Origin of the sequence: Gloeocapsopsis sp. IPPAS B-1203, assembly GCF_002749975.1 — a bacterium.
Lineage (GTDB): Bacteria > Cyanobacteriota > Cyanobacteriia > Cyanobacteriales > Chroococcidiopsidaceae > Gloeocapsopsis.
Genome location: NZ_PEIG01000001.1, coordinates 545,492 through 566,568, shown reverse-complemented (window position 1 = coordinate 566,568; position 21,077 = coordinate 545,492). Strand labels below are relative to the sequence as shown.

Here is a 21,077-nt window from a genome sequence, read left to right as displayed (position 1 = left end):
AGAAACGTTTTCGCCTGTTGGTAGCTTTAATTTTGAGACTGTAGCTGACTAGGAAAAGCACCAGTATTTAGAGCAAGGTTGACATTTCTACCACCACGACTTACTTCTAGTTGTAATTGTCCGCCGACTCTAGTATTTTCTACTGCTCTTTGGACGACTTCAGCTGTTGCTGCTTCTTGACCATTAACTCGACGAATCACATCACCAGCACGGAGTCCGGCGCGGGCTGCGGGGGAACCTGGAAGAACCCTCACAATCAAAACGCCACGATCGTCAGTAATTCTTAGACCATTATTAGGATTACTGTTGATTTCTTGCCGCAACTCAGGTGATAGTGCTACCATTTGAACCCCAACATAGGGATGTTCAACTCGACCATTCGCAATCAATTGGTTAGAAATATTTTGTGCAGTGTTAATTGGAATCGCAAAACCCAAGCCTTGAGCGCCGCGTAGAATTGCGGTATTCATCCCAATAACTTCACCACGAGCATTGAGCAAAGGTCCACCTGAGTTCCCAGGATTAATGGCTGCGTCAGTTTGAATAAATTGTACGCGCTTATCAGCGACACCGACTTGATTACTAGTACGACCTGTTGCACTAATGATTCCAGTTGTTACTGTGTTATCTAATCCTAAAGGATTACCGATCGCGATCGCAAATTCTCCTGGACGCAGTTGATCTGAGTTACCCATTGTCAATGTTGGTAGTCGAGCTGCGTCAATTTTAATTACAGCAACATCTGTCACTGGATCTGTGCCCAACACTTGACCAGTAAAGCGGCGTCCATCGTTGAGAACTACACTGACACTGCGCGCACCATCAACAACGTGAGCATTCGTTAAAATGCGTCCATCTGCACTAATAATAAATCCTGAGCCTGTTCCTTGTTGCACTCTTTGTTGCGTTCGGGGAATTTGCGAACCAAAGAACCGCCGGAAAAACGGATCGTCAAAGACATCAGGAACTCGCGTAGTAACAGTTCGTGATGATTCAATGCGCACGACAGCAGGTCCAACTCTTTCGACAACATTAGCGACAAAGTTAGGGTCTGTTGTTGGGATAGGTGCAGCGATCGCGGGACTAATCGGTGTTGAGATCGATGATGACTGCATTCGCGTTGCGAGATTACTTCCTGAAAAAGCAACACCCGCTCCCAGTAGCATCATTGATACGTAACTCGCTGTTTTCCGCCAGGGAGAAATCGAGGAGTTGTGATGTAATTGTCTTGTTTCTTGTGGGTTGTTGTCCATATGTCTCACTTACAGCAAATCAATGATGACTAGATACAAAAATACAAATACTGTTTTAGCAAAGCTCTTTATAGATTGTTGACTGTCTTGATATCTTGATAGTTTCCCATTTAACTTAGTTTTAGTTTAAACAGCTACTATGTCATTTTTGTGACAACTTTATTGCACTTCAATGAAATTATTCTGAGTAACAGTTTTTGTATTCACATTGAAAGATTATTGCTAATTCAATCAACACGTATCCACTTCTTAAAGCACGGAAAAAGATAGTATTTCCTAACTTCTTTACCTATTTACTTTAGTTGCAAGGCACTTACTGTTGTCTTTTGCGGGTATCACTACTTGCCGTCATACAAATTTTATCGTAAACAAAACACTGAGTTTGTAGTTACAAAAAACTAAAATACGAGGAGTAGCTTGAGTACAGATGATACTTATGTAATGTACCCAAATGACTGAACTAATACCTGTTTTCATCGTTTTCATGTTAGTGCGATGATAACCCCATTGAATATATAAAATGTTGTTAAGGTAAACTGTTGTGAACCTATCATTAAACTCAAGCTCACTCTTTGAGAAAGCGAGTTCGGGCGGCATGTGTAGACTTTAATTGTTGTTCTAAAGCTTCCCAGTTTTCTTGCTCGACGATCGCAATCAAATCATCTAAGTGTTGGCGATAGTACTGTAGCGATCGCAGTAATTCCTGACGATTGTAGCGTGCCATCATCACACCCAACTCTGAATTACCACCACCGACGCGGCTTGTATCGCGAAATCCAGAACTAGCTAAATTCTGCGCTAGAGTTAAGACTTCAGGGTTACTTTCACTCATACACGCTGCAATTAAATTAGTGCTCACCATCACTGGTAAGTGCGAAATCCAACTGACTGCACGGTCGTGATCTTCTGGGCGACAGTGGTAAATTTTTGCTTGGAGCGATCGCGCAACTTCCTCGACAATTTGCACTGCGCTTGCTGGTGTTGACGCAATGGGAGTGAGCACATATGGATTATTGACAAATAACTGTTTTTGTGCGGCGCCAAGACCACTTTCTGATTTCCCCGCCATTGGGTGTCCGCCAACAAAATTTTCCCACAACGGTGCGATTGCTTCCACGACAGGAACTTTGACTGAACCGACATCAGTTAGAACTGTAGCAGGAGATAAATGGGGAATGAGTTGTTGTACTGTAGGCAAAATTGCCGCGATGTGCGTGCAAATAATGATGAGATCAGTAGCTTTAAGCGTTGCCAAGTCAACACTTGCGGTATCAACTGCACCACAGGCGATCGCTTGCTCGCAGGTTTGTTCTCGGCGACTGACGCCTAATACACGGTATCCTTGCAATCTTAAATCTAAACCTAAAGAACCACCAATTAAACCAAGACCAACAATGCCAATATTCATAATGGATGCTTTGCTAACTTATATCATCTCTAATTGAATAACCAGACTACCATTGAGTCACTAGTCACTAGCTACTAGCCACTTTAATTGCAAGTCATTAACCAGATTTGATATTAGTAGGCATTAAATCATTTTTGTAAATCGTGAGGATATGATAAATGAATGCATGGCGCGATCGCTTAAATCGGATGACGAATCGCACCCGCTTTGTGGTCTGTCGTATTTTTGTCCATCTTGCGGGTTCTGATGTCGCACCACTCTTGGGAATATTAAATCGTACCGCACGCGAGGCAATTGATACAGAGGGCGATTTAGAAGTTCTAGGAGAAGGACTAGTAGAAGTTTGCCAAAGCTTACTACAATACGATGAATACTGGCTTTCTGCGGCTAATGAGGGTGATGTTTTTTGGGATGAAGGTGAAGCTGGCGATTACTTCAACGAGTTGTTTACTGACTCAGCGCAGCGTTACTTAAGTGAAGTAGACTTAGATGGTGATGCTGACTTAAATGAACCATTATCGCTACCAGCAACTCGTAATGTTGTTGTCATGGTGACTGCGGCTTTTGAAGGTGAAGTTCCTGAATTAGAAACAAATTTAGCTGATGTTACCGCCCTGAAAGCTGGGTTAAAAGCTTTAATTAATTTGCATTATCAAGAAAAACTGCGAGGAATTCAAGTGCATTTTTCTCCGGCGCAATTTGGTGACGAGTTGACCAATGACCAGTTGCTGCAATATTTTCCTGAGTTGGTTCCTTTGTAATCAATTGAAGTCCCTACAATAGCCAGATGTCAGAAGAGTTGAGATCTTGTTAATCTCGAAATAAGCTGATTTTTGAAAATATGATGACAATCTTGCGGCGAGTTACACTGATTTTTTTAACCATAACTTTGTGCTGGACAACGATCGCCTGTGGTGGTAGACCAGAATCTAATGCTTCACAGGTGAGAAATGTTGCTTCTCCAGTGACGACGAATACTCGGCTGAGTGATGGACAATACCCTGTTCAGCAAGCTACTTACGATGATGCAACAGGAGAGTATAGTTTATTTTTACTCAATACTCCTCCTGGTACACCCCCAACCTTTACTACAGCTAATTTGCAGATGGCGCGGCTAACAGATGAAGACATCAAAGCTGGTCAAAAAAGCTATCTCCAAGTAGAAAATGGTCAACCAGTACTGTACTTAACGGAAGACTTTAAAATCGAATACGTCCATAATGTTGCAGAAACTCAGACAAATCCCCAAACTGGACAGCAAGAAACTGTAGTTGTTCGTCGCGAGACGGGTTTTTGGTCGCCGTTTGCTGGTGCTTTAGCTGGTCAAGCCATTGGTAGCTTATTATTTAGACCGCAGTACTACGTACCACCATTGTATCGACCAGGAGCATCTGTGATTACAGGCTATGGTGGTTATGGTAGCTCTTATGGTCAAGCAGTTGACCGCTATCAATCGCGATATAATGCAGCACCGCTTGCAGAAAGAAACCGACGGTCTAATTTCCGCACAACAGGGCGCATCAGAACACCAAGTTATAGTCAACCGTCTACAACCACGCGACGGACTGCTCCGCGCACTACCACAACTAACCGTCCTAGCGGTTCAGGATTTGGTGCAAGTAATTTGCGTTCTGGTAACTCTAACTACAACCGACGTCCTTCTTCTGGAAGTTTTGGTAGCAGCCGTTCGTTTGGCTCAAGCCGCAGCCGCAGCAGCGGTGGTTTCCGCAGTAGTGGCGGACGCCGTCGTTAGGGATAGAATGCGAGTGCGAACAAATTCGCTACTAGACAAATTAAGTCCACCTCCGTGGACTTCCTAAATAAAACTTAAACTTGAGAGTGTGCGGAGGCACACTTCGCTTGAGTAGCCCCGACTTTAGTCAGAGGGCGTCTGTGATTCATACATGAAGTCTAACGTGACAATGCGATCGCTGGTTCTTGCCAACGCGATACAGCTTTACCAATAACGCTGAGTTCTTGCATCAAGCTGTCAAAACGTTCTGGTGTCAAAGATTGTGGTCCATCTGATAAAGCTTTTGCTGGATTAGGATGGACTTCAATCATCAATGAATCAGTACCTGCTGCAACTGCTGCTAGCGACATTGCCGGAACGTATTCTGCTTTACCTGTACCGTGGCTGGGATCGATCATAATTGGTAAATGCGTGAGCGATCGCAATACTGGAATAACTGCTAAATCAAGCGTATTGCGTGCATACTGTCGATCAAACGTCCGAATTCCGCGTTCGCATAAAATAACATTAGGATTTCCCGCAGCTAAGATATATTCAGCCGCCATCAACCATTCTTCAATTGTTGCGGACATTCCCCGCTTGAGGAGTACAGGCTTTGGTTGCGCTCCTACTTTTTTCAACAGCGAGAAATTTTGCATATTCCGCGCACCCACTTGAACGACGTCTGCAACTTCAACAATTTTGTCCAAGTCAGCCGCATCCATGACTTCCGTAATAATTCCTAATCCACTTGCTTCGCGTGCTGCTGCTAATAGTTCTAAAGCACTTTCACCATGACCTTGGAACGCATAAGGCGAAGTTCTTGGTTTGTAAGCCCCGCCGCGTAGAAATGTTGCTCCTGCAGCTTGAACACGCCGTGCTGTTTCGACAATCATTGCTTCATTTTCTACCGAGCAAGGTCCAGCAACGACGACTACAGGATGATGTTGTCCAAAATAAACTGTACCGTTAGGGGTTTCAACTGCTACCTCGCTAGCTTCGCCATGACGGAATTCACGACTCACTCGCTTAAACGGCTGCTCTACGCGCAACACTTGTTCAATCCAAGGACTAATTTCTTGTAGCTGCAATGGGTCTAGGCTTGCAGTGTCTCCCACTAATCCGATCACAACTTTGTGCTTGCCTACAATTTTTTCTGGCGTTAAACCCCACGTAGTAAGTTCTTCGCTTATACGTGCAATCTCGACTTCAGGAGAGCCGATTTTCATGACTACAATCATGTTAATTCCTTGCTCAGTTGATTGCTATTGCTCTATAAATAAACCCTACATAATTCAAATATAGCGTTCCGGATAGGTCAGTTATGAGTTATAAATGTCTAAGTTTTGAGTGAATCACAAATTATTCAACCTCTTATATCAATAGGGTTAATACTAATTCGTCATTCTTTATTTTCCCTTTGCAAGGTATGCCCGATTTATAGAGACTTGATATAACTCATACTTCAAAACTCAAAACCTAGTACTTTGTCTAAAATTAACTCAAAACGTGCTAAGGCACCGCTACGCTAACAAAAATCAAAATTCAGAACTCTTTTTTTGCCGCCTTGAGCGCCAAGCTGACAATATCCGACCCCAATTGCTGGTGAATTCTTGCCAGCCTAGCAAGCTTCCGACAGTTTCCTCATCCCAGGAAGCAGAAATAACGCCGTAAGATAAACCCAATACACCTAAACCAAAAAAGCCCGTGCTGACTAGCAAAACTGCTACAGTTGGCAATTTAAACCAGCCGTTGCTCACAATTAAGTAGCTGACAATAAATGTAGTCATACCTAATGCTGTCGGTACGCCACAAAAAGCTGCCATGCGTCGCGCCATGCGATCGCTCACCACTTTCGGTACTGCCATTTGTTCTCGAGTTACCTGTGGTTCTTGCTTGTTCTTAGTTTCTACTTCTTTACTTTTAACAACTGGAGCTTTTTTTGTTTTTGCCGTTTTTTGCCGTTTTTTACTAGGTTCAAAGGGCAAACGCTTATTTTCAGGTTCAGGTGTCATGAACTCAATTACTCCCTAACCACGAATACCGAGGCGACCAATGAGATTTTGATATTGTTCTCGATCTTCTGTTTGCAAATAGGATAACAGACGCTTGCGCTGACCAATTATTTTTAACAATCCCCGCCGAGAAGAATGATCTTTCTTATTACTTTTGAGATGTTCGCTCAAACGGTTAATTCGCTCAGTCAGCATCGCAATTTGAACAGCCGCTGAGCCTGTATCGGTTTCGTGAACTTGGTAGCTAGAGATTAGCTCTTGTTTACGCTCTTGCGTCAAAGCCATGATTTACTCGGTTAAATAAATATAATGCAGCAATCTCTCATGTTATCACAGCTTGATTTGATGTGAAGGTTGCTACTGAGATCCAAACACCTTAGCTTCGTACTCTAATAAATCTACGTACAAGTTATTTTCTGAAGCTTGAGCTACTGTATCACTTATCCACTCGTGCCAAGCTCCATCAGTCGGTAAGTTTTTCACACAGTAGTTTGTCAGATGGCGATCGCCCAAATTCACCACAACGACAACACGAGAACCTGAGTCATTCCAACGTTGGTAAGCTAGCAACTTAGCTTCTGGATCTGCGTAGAAAAACTCAATATTTTCTGTATGTAAGGCAGAATTTTGATATCGTAAGTTAATTAATTTCTGGTAATGTACCCACAAATTACGGTTTGCTGCATTTTCTAGCAATGACCATTTTAACGGATTCGGTTGATTTGGAGTTTGGCGTGTATCTTGACCAAATTCTTCCCCCATACTAATCATTGGGATTCCGACTGCGGTCATTTGGAGAACAACAGCTAATTTTGCTCGTTGGAATGCAGCAGCATCAAATATACCGCGATCGGCGAGTTCTACCATCAAGTGATTGCGATCGTGACTAGCTAAATAATGAACAATATTTGTTGCATAAGAAAATCCTTGGCGTTTTGCATCAAGAACTTCTTTAAGCTGCTCTAAATTAAACGTTTTCCCACTTACATAATCTAAAACGAAAATCCGAAAACTTTCACGCCAGCAACCATCCATTGATCCAGAATCAACAGTTAGTTCTGGTGTTTCTGGGATATGTTCTCCCACGTTGTAAAAAGATTTTTCCCCAGCTACTTGTTTTGCCTGTTGTGCAATCCAATCAAGAAAGTCATAATTGCCTAACTGCTTCAAAGCATCAAAGCGAATACCATCAATGTGATATTCTTCAATCCAAAAACGTACGACATCACCAACAAACTGCCAAGCAGGTTTAATGTCTAGTTCTTCATCACAATACTCATAATTAAATTCAGGTCCCCAATAGCTATCTGGATCGTCAGGATTTTTGGCTGAATGATAATACCAGTAGTCACGATCAATCAATAGCAAAGGACATTCTTCATCAGAATGGTTATAAATGCCATCAATGATGAATCGAATACCTCTGGCATGGCATTCATCAATTAATTGCTTTAAATCCGTGGTTGAACCATAACTTGATTCTGTAGCGAAGAAATGCCGTACTTTGTAACCCCAACTATAACTTCCGGTAAATTCAGTTACTGGCATTAACTGAATAGTGTTAATTCCTAAGTCACTGAGATAATCTAATTTAGTGATGATATCATTATACTTTCCTTGTCTACCAGAGTTATTATCTCCTCTTGTAAAATCAGCAACGTGTATCTCATACAACACTATCTCTTGATTTTCAGGTAGCGTTTTATTATTGTACTGCCAGACATAATCATCGATAATTTTCTTTCCATCCTTGACTTGTAATACACTTGTGCCTTCTGCTTCATTCACATTTGTACTATAAGGATCGATAACATCTACCCACTGCTCTACTTCAGAATTCGAGTTTAGCTGTTGAACCCGAAATTTATACTGATAAATGCCATCTTCCAACTCAATAACAGTCTGAAAAAAACCTTGCTCATTCTTTGTCATGGAGATTTGGTTCCAGCTAGAAAAGGAACCCATTAATGCTGCTTGTTTATTACGAGGTGCAAAAAGCTTGAATTCTATTTTATTGGTCATAAACGCTCGGTCTTTTTTTTACGAATTAATTTTGAAAAAATTAGATAATTGCTTTGCTCGTTTTCTTTGTTTTACATTAGAGATTATTTTTTAAAGTAAACATATACATTACTAGAAGTGATAAAAAATAGGATAAATATTTTTTAATGATGTTTTTTATTAATTTTAAAATGTATTTTTCTATGTGATTTAGTGAATGTTTTTTAGCATATGACAAATATATATGCTTTTGAAGAGCATAAAAAAGAAGTAGCTTTTTACTACTTCATGAAGTTATTTTACTAAATAATTAATCTAATAAAATGTCTCTTATGTAGCTAATTGCTTTAGTAATTGTGCCTCAGTAGATTGTCCTACTGTTTGGTTAGCATCTGAGCTATTATTTTGTGACTGATTAGTAGCTGGGGAGATATTATCTAGAATGGGCTTTCTAGTTTTGAGATCGAATTTGTATCCATGTGGCAAAATATGTAACTTAGCACCACAAACTGCCAAAGCCTCGTCTTTTAATATTTCATCTACATTACTGTGAGTAATATTTGAATCATCTACAACTGTAACGGAACCTTCTCCCACAACTTCCAGTTGGTCATTACTGACAATCATAGCCGTATTTTCATCAATACCAAATCCCAAAACAGCAGGTTGCTGTGCTAAAGCAGCAATTAAACGTCCCAAACGTCCCCGTTGAGAAAAATGCTGGTCGATGACAACTCCTGGCAGAAAACCCATACCAGGACCAAGATCGACAATTTCCATCCGAGGATTTGTCTCTGAATCCCCTTCTACAATCATGACATCTGGCATGACAGCCGCCCCAGCACTGGTTCCGCCAACAACAAGTCCTGCTTGAAAACGCTTGTGAATTTTGGTATCAATTTCTGTATCTTTTAATATGTCTGTAATGCGGGATTGATCGCCTCCTGTAAAAAATACACCAGTTGCCTTATCAATAGCTTCTAACGCTGTTGAAGAACTAGCATCATCGCGTGATTCAGTATCTACTATACGCACATCCTCCGCACCCAAGCGTTCAAAGATTCTGATGTAATTTTCTCCTACTTCTCTTGGTAATTCTGTCGCTGCTGTCATAATGACAATCCGTGCTTTGGTTCCTCCTGCACGACGCACAAATTCTCGTAGGATAGTGCATTCTCCTTCTTTATCTTCTGCTCCACCGATAATAACCAATTGACCTTTAGTTTGGCTCTGCGCCATATTCCCTCCAAGTTATTTTTTAGGGTTAGGACTTAAGTGCCATTGGTGGAATTGTAAGTTTCAACCTTTGTTACTTCTTTGCCGACCTACCTCTGATAGCTACAAAAGTTTAAACAGAGGGTGATGGAAATGTACATAAGTCCTACTTATATACTAAATAAATCACAATAATATTATCTGTGCTACTACCCGTTTGGTAGATTTATATACAGAAGTTTTCAACTTACTGTTTAGTATGCGTAAAAATCAATGTATAAATTACTACCATAATCAAAAAAGACCCTACACTGGGGTCTTTTACTTTTAAGCCTTATTTATGAAGATTGCTTTTATTGCAAAGTCATTGTTATTTATAATTTACACTGATGAAGCTTCTCTAACACGACTTCTCAAAATTAAGTTATCTAAAAAGGCACGTGCTCTCTTAAGAGGGAGATGTCTTGGTTTTCCTTTAAAGACAATTTGGTACTCATTCTTGGTTGGACCATCGCCATATCCAGAGATAAGTCTTCTATGAAAAGCTTCTTCTGCTAGTTGCCGAATTTCTTCTCGAAGAGCAGCTTCCATATTGTGCATAATGCTGTCTCCTAAACTTCTTTAATCATTTCTATATTTACTCATAGAAGAAGTCAGAGCGTACCTTTCGCAGGTTATATATCTCAGTAATAAAATGATTAACGAGAATAAATTTTTAGTTATGAAGTCTAAAGTATACAAAACTATACCTTGAGATGGCTGCAAAACAATTGCATTAAAGATAATCTTTCTCAAAGAATTAAGGCAGAGTGTAGGTTCACTATTCAAGGAAGCTTACGCACGAAACCAAATGGTACAGCGATCGCGTATATCCTAGTCTTCGGCTTATTAATAGTCATCACTAAGCAGTAACGTAAGACGCAATTAGGCGTCCACATGATAGTTCTTGGGAGAAACTCAATGGTACAAAGCGCAAGTACAGATGTCGTGAGAGTAAATGCTAGAGCAACTGATGTCTTTGATGTCTTCAATCTTAAACATTACGAAGGTCCCAATCAATATTTAGAAACCGGTGCGATTGTCTTTGATATTGCACTGACAGAGTACGAAAAGCCCTTATCGATCGAAGAATATGTTGCTGTAATTGGCGATCGCTACCCGCAACTGCGCACAGAAAAGTACCAATCTCATGCACATCTATTTGCTCGTACAGTTTCCGAAGTAGGAAAACTTGATATGGGTTTGCATTTGGAGCACTGGAGCATTCAGTACCATCCAGAGTATGCCAGAATCGCGGTACAATCATTGCATGGTAAAACAGCCCGCGCAGTTGTTTATTTTGTTTGGGACTGGTTTGAAGCAATTACCCAAAACCGCGAAATAGTATACGAAGAGCAAATTAGGATACTTCAAAACAAATTTCGCCAATCAGTGTACGGTGGTCCTACAGTTTATGCTTTACTACGTACGGCTGATAAAAAGAGCATTCCCACATTCTATCTTTGGGATGAAGGGTTAATGCAATATGGCTATGGTAGCAAACAAGTACGCGGTGTAGCGACAACCTTTGATTGTGATAGTCACCTCGATTCAGACTTTACAACACGTAAAGATGACTGTAAGGCTTTTTTAGGGACACTTGGTTTTCCTGTTCCAGGTGGCGATCTTGTGACTTCTCTCAAAGAAGCTACGGCAGCAGCAGCAGACATTGGTTATCCAGTTGCAGTGAAACCTGTAGTGGGACATAAAGGAATCGGTGTCACCGCAGATGTGCAAAATTCTGAGGAACTCAAATCTGCTTACAATAGAGCAGTCAATGCGATTCCAGAAGATCAACCAATTCGGATCATTGTAGAAAAAAGCATCTCAGGATCAGATTTTCGGTTACTGTGTGTCAACGGCAGGTTTGTTGCTGCAACTGAACGGCGTCCCGCATCCGTTATTGGTGATGGTGAATCTACAGTTGCTGAGTTAATTGAGCGCGAAAATCGTAAACCAGCACGTCTAGACACGCCAACCTCTGCAATGAGTAAAATTCAGTGCGATGAGGCTATGGAACTTTATCTAGAAGAACAAGGCTTATCGCTAGATAGCATACTAGAGCAAGAGCGTACTGTGTCTCTGCGTAAAGTTGCTAATCTTTCTGCTGGCGGATTCAGTATTGATGCAACCCGCGATGTTCATCACGACAACATCATTTTGGCGCAAGACATTGCTCAGCATTTTCGCTTAACTTGCCTTGGCATTGATGTCATCACCCATAGCCTTTCTCAATCCTGGAAATCAGGCAATTTTGGCATCATTGAAATTAATGCAGCGCCAGGTATTTTTATGCATCTTAATCCTGCTGTTGGCGAAAGCGTGGATGTGCCATCACACATTCTCGAAACCTTTTTTGAGTCTGGCAATCACGCTAGAATACCAATTATCACGTTCAATCGTGTTTCTGTAGGCGAATTGCAAGAAACAATCGATCACATTCTTTTGCAACATCCTAACTGGACAATTGGGGCGGTATGTCAAGATGGTGTTTTTGTTAATCGTTCGCCAAAAGTCTTGAACAAAGAATACAACAACAATATTCAAAACTTACTACGTAATCCTAGGCTCGATCTGCTAATTGCCGAGTATAACGAGGAAGTTTTGGAAAAAGAAGGAATATTCTACTACGGTAGCAATATGGTTGTGCTCAATGATCCAACAGAAACAGAAATGATATTGGCGCGAGACGTTTTTGAAGATTCAACCATAGTCGTCAAAGAAAGAGACAACATTTCTATTCGTCGTCGGGGCTTGATTGAAGATTATACCTTAGGCGCGGGAGAACCGTTTACGCGAGTTTATCTAAAAGAAATTGGCACAATTTTGTAAGAAAATAAGAGCTGTTAGCTTAGTGCTAATTGCAAATAGCTCAGAGCTTTTAATAATCTGTGTAAAACCAAAAGTGAGCTGCATTTGTGTAGCTCACTTAAGGAATGACTGATGATTTTGGCTAGCGCATCACTGTTGCCAGACGAATACTTTGGCTTCGTAACCTCCAATGTCAAGCATCAAGCCATCTTCTCCAGACTCGATATCATAGTCACCTGTCCACTCGTGCCACTTGCCAGCAGCAGGGAAATTAGACACATGATAACCTCCGAGGAAGTCTTCTGAGAAGTTAGCTATGACAACAACGCGGGAACCTTCATCATTCCAGCGCGTGTAAGCGAGAACTTTAGCTTCTGGATTTTCGTGGAAGAAGTCAATATTTTCAGTATAAAGTGCATGATTGTGCTTACGTAGCGCAATCATCCCTTTGTAATACTCAAATAAACCACGATTGAGGTCATTACCCAGTAACGTCCAATCAATTTTGGCAGAATCAGGAGTTTTAGGCTTGTATTCGCCGAACTCTTCGCCCATCCACACCAGTGGAACACCGATCGCTGTCATTAAAATGGCAACGCCTAGCTTGATCCGCTTGAATGCTTCTTCGTCAAAAATTTCGCGATCGCCTAACTCCACCATTAGGTGATTATGATCGTGATTCGTTAAGTAATTGACAACGTTAACTGTCCCCATGAAACCTTGGCGCTTACAGTCAATTACATCTTTGAGGCGATCTAAATCAAATGTGTCACCGCAGATATGCTCTAAAACACAGTGATAAAAGCTATCATGCCAGCAACCATCCATAGGTCCATCAGCATTAGTGATGGTAGGTGTTTCCGGAATATGTTCAGCAACTGTATAAAATGGCTTCATACTAGCTGTATTTTTAGCTTCTTGCACAATCCAATGCATAAAGTCATAATTAGCAATTTGTCGTGCCGCATCGAAGCGAATACCATCTGTATGATACTCCTGAATCCAGAAACGGATATTATCTCCAATAAATCGTCGTGCTGGATATGTTTCTAGCTTTTTGTCATAATGCTCATAATTAAATTCTGGTCCCCAGTTGTTATCAGGATCGCGGGGTTCATGGTGATACCAGTAATCGTGATCGATTTGTGTTAATGGTGCTGACGCTTCTGAATGGTTATAAATACCATCCATGATGATGCGCATCCCTCGCCCATGACATTCATCGATGAGACGCTTCAATCCCTCAGTTGGACCATAACTCGATTCTGTAGCAAAAAAATGTCGAGGGTTGTATCCCCAGCTATGATCTCCAGGATATTCTTTAACGGGCATTAGTTCAATTGCATTAACGCCCAATTCACACAGATAGTCAAGTTTCTCAATTACGTGCTTGTATTTGCCACGGGCGTAAGGATCGTCTTCACCGCCGGAAAAATCACCTACGTGTAATTCATAAATGACCAACTCACGATCTGCTGGTAAAGGCTTATCGTCGTGTTGCCAAACATAGGTGTCAACGATACGTTCCCCATCTTTGATCCGCACTACTCCATTTTGAGTAGGGTTATCAATATCAACAGCATAAGGATCGACAACTTCTACCCATTGATCCGGTTCAAAAAACCATGATTTGGATTGAACGCGGAATTTGTATTGATAATCTCCGTCTTCGAGTTCTACTTGCGTGCGGAAATAACCATCTTCACCTTTTTGCATGGGGATATCTTCCCAATTTGAGAAATCCCCGATCAAGGCTGCTCCTTTGATGTATGGAGCAAACAATTCAAATTCAATCGGAGCTGCCATAGAAGTGATTAAATTAGCAATATAGATACCCGTATTATGTTGTTTTTGATGACGACAGTCTATAAGTCTCAGGAAGTATGTTTGGCTGTATATCTGATTTTCCTTACAAACAAGCGTTAATTCACATTTAAGCCAGTATAAGTCGCTTTATTCCTTAAAATCCGCTCAAATCGAATTTTATCAAATGTTATCTTGGGTCTCTTTATTTTGCAAAATTAATTTAGAGTATTAATAAATAGTTTTTCTCTAAAATTTTTAAGTAAAAACACGTAAAAGTTTAAAACAAGTATTTGAGGTTACACCCGCCAAAATCGAATTTTTCAGGCAAAAATACTGTTTTTTCTTCAAGAATTGCAGTCTCTTAATCTGTGCGTTGCATGGGCGATCGCAGCTCAGTTGATACCAACTTGGAACTCATAATTTTAATCTACAGTTTGTTGATCGGAATACGTCACTTTAGATTCAAGTAGTTCTGCTAAAATTGGCTGAATAAAATATATTAAGTACTTTGATTGCAGTTTATGAGCTTTCCGGCATCACAAGTAACGCAGCGACAACATAAAGAAGCAATGTTTTACTACTTTGCCTACGGTTCTTGTATGTGTCCGGTAGACCTCAAGCGATCGCTTGGTGAAAAAACCCATATTTACGTGATTGGACCTGCTCAGCTTTTAGGATATCGCTTGGGATTTTATTCTTATTCAGCGCTGCGTCGCTCTGGAGTTTTAGATATTATCAAAGATCAAAGTGGTGTTGTAGAAGGCGTATTGTATCAATTACCTTGGCGATTAAGTGAGCATTTAGACGAACGCGAAGGCGTAGTTCATAATTGGTATCGTCAAGAAACTATCAATGTCTCCAGCCGCGATCGCGTATATCAAAACGTACGTACTTACGTAGTCATTGATAAGTTAACTGAAGAACTCGCCCCAAACGATTGGTACTTTAACGTTGTTCTCCGAGGTGCTGTTACTTGTGGGCTAACCGAGCAATACTGCTGGAACTTATTCAATCATATGCATCAATTGCAACAGAACTACTCTCATGCATCAACAAATATTGCGATCGGCATAAGACAACTGAAGGATCGGGGATGATGATTGTCTGACCCTTAAGTCTAAGGGCTATGACAGACTCCCCTGATCTCGACCCCTCATTAATTGATTTTGCTAAGCTTGAACGAGCTGTTCGCTGAGATCCCACATTCGTTCAGCTTTTGCATCATCGCGGGCTTGGGGAGAAACCTTTTGGACAAACGGCTTGCCATCTTTCTTTTGGCGATTACCCCAACTCCAATAAACACCTGATTGCTTGTATTCAGGATCAATAACTACTGCTGCGACGCGCTCACCAGCCAATTCTTGAGAGACATAACCACCTGTAATGTATTTCTGGAACAAAGGGAAAAGTTTCTGAAACAATGGATAATGGTTGCGAAATAAAGGCGTGTCTGCGACACAACCTGGATAAAGTGAAGTGAAAGTAATTCCGGTTGTATCGTGATAGCGTCGATGTAACTCCCGCATTGTTAGTACATTGCAAACTTTGCTATCTTTATAAGCCTTGACAGGCTCAAATTTCTTGCCATCAATCATCGAGATAGGAGCTTTAAACCCATCAGCAAAGCCATCAAGATTTCCTAAGTCAGGACGTGGAGGAATTTTCCCTCCCAGCTCGTCAGGGTTATGCGTCACAGTTCCCAAAATAATAACTCGCTTATCTGTAGCTGATGAATTTTTGAGATCTTCAAGCATCAAGTTGCACAACAGAAAATGACCAAGGTGATTGGTCGTCATAGTCAATTCATAGCCTTCTGGGCTGCGCTGCGGTTCTTTCAACAAAGGCATATAAATTGCAGCATTGCAGATTAACGCATCTAAAGATTTGCCACTTGCTCTAAAGTCATTCACAAACTTCCGCACGCTATCAAGCGAGCCAAGATCAATATGCATGACCGTGTAGTTTTCTTGTGGTATTCCTACGCTTTCAGCAGCATTTTTTGCCTTTTCCAAATTTCGACACGCCATGACTACGTGCCATCCTTTCTGAGCAAGTGCTTTTGCCGCGTATAGACCAACCCCTGAAGAAGCTCCTGTTATGACAACTGTTGACTTGCGATGTTGCTCCATTTTCCGACTCCGTTAACTGCCACTCTTTCTTCAGGATCTCACACCACTGATTCGACTCATATGTAGAAATGAAAACCTAAGAGAGTTTTGAATTTTGAGTTTTGTTCGCGCAGTGTGCCGGAGGCAATTATTCTGAATTAAAGAATATTCTTAACTCTCTTAAACTCAACACTTCACGACTCATAACTTCCTATTACCCAACAGCAGCTAACTACTAATTTTTGACATACTCCCACGAATTGAATTCGTGGGATTCTGGGGTCAAACAGCAATAGCAGCCAAAGGCTGTCTGACATTGCCTAACCCAACACTGGATGCCCCCACTGCTTGAATTACCTTAGATGCGTTTTCGTCTCTACCGTTAACTATTTGGCATGATGGGCAGCGCCATTCTCTAATAAATAGTTCGAGACTTTCAAGGACGTGGTTGCAAGAGTGGCAGGTCTTGCTTGACGGCAGCCATCTGTCTACGAATACAACTTGCTTACCTTTCTTTTTGGCAACCCATTCTAGTACTTGTAGAAACTCGCCGAATGCTAAATCCGATACTTTGCGCCCCCAAAGACGTTGGATTCCTTTGAGATTTAGTGTCTCGAAACATAACACATCAAATTTATTTGTGAGTTCGTGGGACAGTTTCCAAAACCAATCTCGTCTGCAATTCGCGATCGTCTCATGCTTGCGGATTAAGTGCTTTCTTGCTCGTTCGCGGTTGGTTGAACCCTTTAATTTTCTTGAGAGTTGTCCCGAAGCTTTTTGAACAGAATTGAGCAGTTGCTTGAAGAACTGAGGAGATTCAATTTTTTCAGTATTGAAGCCATCAAAACAAGTGAGAAAAGTCCGTAAACCGAAATCGAAACCCGCTATTTTACCAGTCGTGGTCTTAATTTCTGATTCACTACGGTCGTCAACAACTACAACCATAAATAACTCTCCAAGCGAAGTTCTTTTGATGGTTAAAGTCTTAACATTTCCCTCTATCTCCCTAGAAGTCCAATACTGATAGATTCTGCTCCCAATCTTGACTCGATTGTCTCCTAGAAACTTGTATCCTGCTTGCTTTAAGGTGAAAGACTTATACTTTTTAACTTTCTTAAATCCAGGTGGTCTAACTCCTTTACTGTGGTGTTTAAAGAATAACTGATAGGCTTTTTCAATCCGTTGGCAGATATCCTGCACTGCCTGAGATCCGACCAATTGCCAAAAAGAATTACGTTTTCTCAATTTAGCAATATGAGCCTGAAGTTTAGCACAACTCAAATGTTTGCCCCACATCCGGTAGTACCGTCTGTAAAGTGTAATGCAGTGATTGTAGATAACTCCAGCAGCATTAATTGACCGTTTGAGATACCGATTTCGTTTGTGGTTGTACAGTTTGAACTTCAGTGTTTTCATGCTAGTATTATCTCACAATGACGGCAATATGACGGCATGAAAAAACTAACTATAAGATGTTCTGATGAGGAGTATGCTCTGCTGATCAAGTACTGCAAAGAGAAAGAGCGCAGTTTGAATGACGTGCTTCGTGAATTAATCAGAGGTCTTAATCGCACTTAAAAGTGCCAACACCACATCCCACCCATGAATGAGGTGAGCTTTGCTTCCTTTTCTGTAAATTTTCGATTGTGTCGTCTTTTTGGGTTGCTTCTGGATGAGTACTCACACGATGTTGTACCGTGAGTACTGAGCAAGGCGCATGATGCAAAACATAATTACTGACACTACCTAAAAGTAGTTCGCTTAAACCCGAAAGACCTCTGCGTCCAATGACAATCAAATCAGCCTTCCAATCGCCAGCCGTACGGCATATTGTGCGACCTGGACTTCCTGCACACTGATGAAATTCTGTCGTAATTCCTGCCGCAGTTGCTTGTTGAGTATACGATCGCAATAGCTCTAAACCGTATTTTTCCATTTCTTGCCACTGCTGTTGATAAAGTTCCAACGTGCGATCGCTCACTCCAGGATAGTAGCCCATTGTAGGAAATATAGGTACACTTGAACTTCCTTCAACTTCTCCTGACAAAACGTGCACCAGCATTAATCTTGCATGACTGACTGTTGCTAAACACAGCGCTTCCTCAAAAACATCTTTGCCAATTGCAGAGGTATCCATTGCAACGAGAATTCTATCGAACATCTAGACTGCCTCCCATGTATCTTCACTTTGTAGTGACCTACTTACCATATGTCCTGCAGGTTAAGTAGCTACAAAAGTGCTGTGTCTTCCTCATCTATATATATATAAAGAATTTGAGGAAATTGTGGGGAAAATCTAAAAACGCTAACTGAGCTGATCTACATGCTAGCCTTAGCAGTTTAAAAGATTGCTCATTGCTAAGATTTTTTGTACTTTGTTTCAATTGCTTGATCATGGGAAGTCCACGCTAAGCGCAAACAACACTGTCATCAAAGCTGTCTAGTTGCGAGCTTTTCTTTAGTAGTAATGAATACATCGGATAAAATTGAAAGCTTATACAACAAATTGGAACTAGTAATGATAATGGGTAATAGATAACTATTTCCTTCGTGTTACTAGCTACCATGACAGTTCCAGCCATTTTCGACTCAATTTTAATATTATTTTTCGCGTCTTAGTTTTTAACCATTTATTTTTCGAGTATCTTAGCTTAAGAATTTAATTTTTAGAATTTATTGTTATCGTTTCACACTGATAACTCGTTTGATTCCTCTAAGATCCCGCGATAACACCTATATAAGCTTCTCTTCCCTAAACAAATTCAGTATTGATACGGTTACTGAGTTAATTATGCCAATGTCATGATCAACTCAAATTAATACAGCGTAGTATTTGTTGGAATCAATATGGTGTAAGAATCGTGGTTGCTTTCACGCTCTAAGCTGTAGGCATTGAGTCTATATTTTGATGCTAATCGCACTATTAATACTAATTGTTGATTCGCCTAAACATTATTTTTATGTTTTTTGATAAATTATGCTATCTAACTATCTAAACTAACCTTTTTAATGCCCAAAATATAATGAGAAATTAATATTATGCTTGCTGAAACAATCAATAATACCAATTTTGTTGGTAAACTAGCAATATTAAAGCAAGAGAGATTTAGTGGAAGAGTATTACTAAAAGATCAAACTCAAGAGTGGAATCTTTATCTTTTCCTTGGACGAATTTTATATGCGACAGGAGGTCATCATCCTGTAAAACGCTGGCGAAGAAATGTACTTGCTTACTGTCCTCAAGTTGACGTCAATACTCTTAAAATTGCAGAAAGCAGTATGAGTTTCAGTAGAGATATTTCTTGGGAATATCTCTTGTTGTATTCTGCAATTGAACAACAACATATATCTCGCGATCAGGCAGCAAAGATTATTGCTTCAATTGTTGCTGAAGTATTATTTGACGTAACTCAAGTAACACACATCACTTGTGAAATAAAACCAGAAAATCTCTCCGTTCCACAACTTGTCTTACTCGATCCAGGACAAGCGATCGCCGAAGCTCAGCACGCATGGCAAAACTGGCAAAAAGCTAAGCTAGCAGACCGTTCGCCAAACCGCGCACCAGTCATTCGCGAGCCTGAGCAATTACAGCAACAAGTATCTCCCGCAGTCTTTCAAAATCTGACAAAACTATTAGATGGACAGCGATCGCTACGAGATATTGCAGCAGGAATGAAGCGGGACGTTATGGATGTAACAGCGTCACTACTACCTTACATTCAATCAGGGTTAATAGAATTTGTTGATATTCCTGATGCTACACCACCAATTACACCACCGACAGTAGTTTCACAACCCGCAGTAACTGCATCAAAAACTTTAATTGCTTGCGTTGATGATAGTCCGTTAGTGTGTCAAAGCTTAGAAAAGATGTTAACAACTGCAGGCTATCAATTTGTTGCGATTCAAGACTCGTTACGCGCGATCGCAACATTACTTACCCGCAAGCCAGATTTGATCTTTTTAGATTTAGTCATGCCAAACACGAATGGATATGAAATTTGTAGTCAGCTACGCAAAGTTTCTGTGTTTCGTGACACTCCAATTATCATTCTTACTGGTAATGACGGCATCATTGATCGGGTTCGAGCCAAACTTGTTGGTGCCACAGATTTTCTGAGTAAACCAGTAGATGCTCAAACGTTGCTAGAAGTCACACAAATGCACCTTAATAAAACCCCACAGGTGTAATTGAGTTTTTCTCACACTTTACCTAACAACACAACAAGATACTTGGTGCTGGAAACAGCACAACAAATACAACGGATTATTTTTTTGAGGTTAAACAATGAGTACAGTTTTAGTTGTTGATGACTCTATTACCGAAATCGAAATTATTAGCAGCTGTCTACGTCGTAGCGGAATGAATGTGATTACTGCCTGTGATGGTGGTGATGCCATGAACAAACTAAGTGGTCAAAAACCAGATGCGATCATTTTAGACGTTGTTCTACCAGACAAAAGTGGTTTTGAACTTTGCCGCGATCTCAAAGCAGAAGCAAGTACCAGCAAAATTCCCGTTGTGATTTGCTCAACCAAAGGCAGTGACATGGATAAATTCTGGGGTAGAAAACAGGGAGCCGATGCTTATTTGGCAAAACCTGTCGATCAAGAAGAATTAGTACGCACTGTTAAGCAACTTATTCAAGGTTAAGGCAATATTGTTAGCCTCGCCAGGAGACGAAT

18 protein-coding genes are annotated in these 21,077 nt (G+C 40.8%); 6 read left to right on the top strand and 12 right to left on the bottom strand.

Features of this window, described 5'->3' with window-relative positions:
- Positions 1-26 precede the first annotated feature (26 nt).
- Positions 27-1,253 (bottom strand): HhoA/HhoB/HtrA family serine endopeptidase, encoded by a 1,227-nt coding sequence (locus CSQ79_RS02510; RefSeq protein WP_099699608.1) that lies wholly within the window; start codon positions 1,251-1,253, stop codon positions 27-29.
- A 565-nt stretch (positions 1,254-1,818) separates the two neighbouring features.
- A complete protein-coding gene (locus CSQ79_RS02505; protein WP_099699607.1) occupies positions 1,819-2,661 on the bottom strand; it encodes a prephenate/arogenate dehydrogenase in 843 nt (280 codons plus the stop codon).
- Between the two features lie 158 nt (positions 2,662-2,819).
- Here CSQ79_RS02505 and CSQ79_RS02500 point away from each other — a divergent pair, with 158 nt between their 5' ends.
- On the top strand, positions 2,820-3,422 hold the full coding sequence (locus tag CSQ79_RS02500) for a DUF1517 domain-containing protein (RefSeq protein ID WP_099699606.1): 603 nt from the start codon (positions 2,820-2,822) through the stop codon (positions 3,420-3,422).
- Between the two features lie 80 nt (positions 3,423-3,502).
- Entirely contained in the window at positions 3,503-4,414 is a 912-nt protein-coding gene (locus CSQ79_RS02495; RefSeq protein WP_099699605.1) for a hypothetical protein, read from the top strand.
- A gap of 158 nt (positions 4,415-4,572) precedes the next feature.
- Here CSQ79_RS02495 and aroF read toward each other — a convergent pair whose 3' ends face one another.
- From aroF to CSQ79_RS02465, 6 genes are all read right to left on the bottom strand, one after another.
- Positions 4,573-5,634, bottom strand: coding sequence for a 3-deoxy-7-phosphoheptulonate synthase (gene aroF / locus CSQ79_RS02490; RefSeq protein WP_099699604.1), 1,062 nt, complete (start codon positions 5,632-5,634; stop codon positions 4,573-4,575).
- A gap of 297 nt (positions 5,635-5,931) precedes the next feature.
- Positions 5,932-6,408 carry a PAM68 family protein gene (locus CSQ79_RS02485; RefSeq protein ID WP_099699603.1) on the bottom strand — a complete coding sequence of 159 codons (477 nt, stop codon included), beginning with the start codon at positions 6,406-6,408 and terminating at the stop codon, positions 5,932-5,934.
- Between the two features lie 15 nt (positions 6,409-6,423).
- A complete protein-coding gene (rpsO, locus tag CSQ79_RS02480; RefSeq protein ID WP_099699602.1) occupies positions 6,424-6,693 on the bottom strand; it encodes a 30S ribosomal protein S15 in 270 nt (89 codons plus the stop codon).
- A 72-nt stretch (positions 6,694-6,765) separates the two neighbouring features.
- On the bottom strand, positions 6,766-8,430 hold the full coding sequence (locus CSQ79_RS02475; RefSeq protein ID WP_099699601.1) for an alpha-amylase family glycosyl hydrolase: 1,665 nt from the start codon (positions 8,428-8,430) through the stop codon (positions 6,766-6,768).
- Positions 8,431-8,739: 309 nt separating this feature from the next.
- Complete coding sequence (locus tag CSQ79_RS02470; protein ID WP_099699600.1) at positions 8,740-9,648, bottom strand: cyanophycinase; 909 nt, start codon at positions 9,646-9,648, stop codon at positions 8,740-8,742.
- Positions 9,649-10,005: 357 nt separating this feature from the next.
- Complete coding sequence (locus CSQ79_RS02465; protein WP_099699599.1) at positions 10,006-10,224, bottom strand: hypothetical protein; 219 nt, start codon at positions 10,222-10,224, stop codon at positions 10,006-10,008.
- 360 nt (positions 10,225-10,584) lie between these two features.
- On the opposite strand from CSQ79_RS02465, the gene CSQ79_RS02460 reads away from it, so the two are divergent.
- The gene (locus CSQ79_RS02460) at positions 10,585-12,495 is read left to right on the top strand and encodes an ATP-binding protein (RefSeq protein WP_099699598.1); all 1,911 of its coding nucleotides are present in this window, start codon (positions 10,585-10,587) and stop codon (positions 12,493-12,495) included.
- A gap of 129 nt (positions 12,496-12,624) precedes the next feature.
- Here CSQ79_RS02460 and CSQ79_RS02455 read toward each other — a convergent pair whose 3' ends face one another.
- The gene (locus tag CSQ79_RS02455) at positions 12,625-14,280 is read right to left on the bottom strand and encodes an alpha-amylase family glycosyl hydrolase (RefSeq protein ID WP_099699597.1); all 1,656 of its coding nucleotides are present in this window, start codon (positions 14,278-14,280) and stop codon (positions 12,625-12,627) included.
- Positions 14,281-14,801: 521 nt separating this feature from the next.
- On the opposite strand from CSQ79_RS02455, the gene CSQ79_RS02450 reads away from it, so the two are divergent.
- Positions 14,802-15,377, top strand: coding sequence for a gamma-glutamylcyclotransferase family protein (locus tag CSQ79_RS02450; RefSeq protein WP_099699596.1), 576 nt, complete (start codon positions 14,802-14,804; stop codon positions 15,375-15,377).
- A gap of 72 nt (positions 15,378-15,449) precedes the next feature.
- Here the strand turns inward: CSQ79_RS02450 and CSQ79_RS02445 are convergent, their stop codons facing one another.
- The 3 genes from CSQ79_RS02445 to CSQ79_RS02430 all read right to left on the bottom strand — a co-directional run bounded on the left by CSQ79_RS02445 (position 15,450) and on the right by CSQ79_RS02430 (position 18,549).
- Positions 15,450-16,409, bottom strand: coding sequence for a protochlorophyllide reductase (locus CSQ79_RS02445; RefSeq protein ID WP_099699595.1), 960 nt, complete (start codon positions 16,407-16,409; stop codon positions 15,450-15,452).
- Between the two features lie 261 nt (positions 16,410-16,670).
- Positions 16,671-17,804: an RNA-guided endonuclease InsQ/TnpB family protein gene (locus CSQ79_RS02440; protein WP_099699594.1), complete on the bottom strand. Its 1,134-nt coding sequence runs from the start codon at positions 17,802-17,804 to the stop codon at positions 16,671-16,673.
- Between the two features lie 148 nt (positions 17,805-17,952).
- Entirely contained in the window at positions 17,953-18,549 is a 597-nt protein-coding gene (locus tag CSQ79_RS02430; protein WP_289500341.1) for a universal stress protein, read from the bottom strand.
- 878 nt (positions 18,550-19,427) lie between these two features.
- On the opposite strand from CSQ79_RS02430, the gene CSQ79_RS02425 reads away from it, so the two are divergent.
- Entirely contained in the window at positions 19,428-20,582 is a 1,155-nt protein-coding gene (locus tag CSQ79_RS02425; RefSeq protein WP_099699592.1) for a response regulator, read from the top strand.
- Positions 20,583-20,679: 97 nt separating this feature from the next.
- A complete protein-coding gene (locus CSQ79_RS02420) occupies positions 20,680-21,045 on the top strand; it encodes a response regulator transcription factor (RefSeq protein ID WP_099699591.1) in 366 nt (121 codons plus the stop codon).
- Positions 21,046-21,077 lie beyond the last annotated feature (32 nt).

Excerpts from the sequence above, each read along its gene's own strand:
- CSQ79_RS02465 (WP_099699599.1), bottom strand. The coding sequence starts at position 10,224 with ATGCACAATATGGAAGCTGCTCTTCGAGAAGAAATTCGGCAACTAGCA.
- CSQ79_RS02425 (WP_099699592.1), top strand. The coding sequence starts at position 19,428 with ATGCTTGCTGAAACAATCAATAATACCAATTTTGTTGGTAAACTAGCA.
- CSQ79_RS02455 (WP_099699597.1), bottom strand. The coding sequence starts at position 14,280 with ATGGCAGCTCCGATTGAATTTGAATTGTTTGCTCCATACATCAAAGGA.
- aroF (WP_099699604.1), bottom strand. The coding sequence starts at position 5,634 with ATGATTGTAGTCATGAAAATCGGCTCTCCTGAAGTCGAGATTGCACGT.
- CSQ79_RS02450 (WP_099699596.1), top strand. The coding sequence starts at position 14,802 with ATGAGCTTTCCGGCATCACAAGTAACGCAGCGACAACATAAAGAAGCA.
- CSQ79_RS02500 (WP_099699606.1), top strand. The coding sequence starts at position 2,820 with ATGAATGCATGGCGCGATCGCTTAAATCGGATGACGAATCGCACCCGC.
- CSQ79_RS02445 (WP_099699595.1), bottom strand. The coding sequence starts at position 16,409 with ATGGAGCAACATCGCAAGTCAACAGTTGTCATAACAGGAGCTTCTTCA.
- CSQ79_RS02485 (WP_099699603.1), bottom strand. The coding sequence starts at position 6,408 with ATGACACCTGAACCTGAAAATAAGCGTTTGCCCTTTGAACCTAGTAAA.
- CSQ79_RS02475 (WP_099699601.1), bottom strand. The coding sequence starts at position 8,430 with ATGACCAATAAAATAGAATTCAAGCTTTTTGCACCTCGTAATAAACAA.
- CSQ79_RS02420 (WP_099699591.1), top strand. The coding sequence starts at position 20,680 with ATGAGTACAGTTTTAGTTGTTGATGACTCTATTACCGAAATCGAAATT.
- CSQ79_RS02495 (WP_099699605.1), top strand. The coding sequence starts at position 3,503 with ATGATGACAATCTTGCGGCGAGTTACACTGATTTTTTTAACCATAACT.
- CSQ79_RS02440 (WP_099699594.1), bottom strand. The coding sequence starts at position 17,804 with ATGAAAACACTGAAGTTCAAACTGTACAACCACAAACGAAATCGGTAT.
- rpsO (WP_099699602.1), bottom strand. The coding sequence starts at position 6,693 with ATGGCTTTGACGCAAGAGCGTAAACAAGAGCTAATCTCTAGCTACCAA.
- CSQ79_RS02510 (WP_099699608.1), bottom strand. The coding sequence starts at position 1,253 with ATGGACAACAACCCACAAGAAACAAGACAATTACATCACAACTCCTCG.
- CSQ79_RS02470 (WP_099699600.1), bottom strand. The coding sequence starts at position 9,648 with ATGGCGCAGAGCCAAACTAAAGGTCAATTGGTTATTATCGGTGGAGCA.
- CSQ79_RS02505 (WP_099699607.1), bottom strand. The coding sequence starts at position 2,661 with ATGAATATTGGCATTGTTGGTCTTGGTTTAATTGGTGGTTCTTTAGGT.
- CSQ79_RS02460 (WP_099699598.1), top strand. The coding sequence starts at position 10,585 with ATGGTACAAAGCGCAAGTACAGATGTCGTGAGAGTAAATGCTAGAGCA.
- CSQ79_RS02430 (WP_289500341.1), bottom strand. The coding sequence starts at position 18,549 with ATGTTCGATAGAATTCTCGTTGCAATGGATACCTCTGCAATTGGCAAA.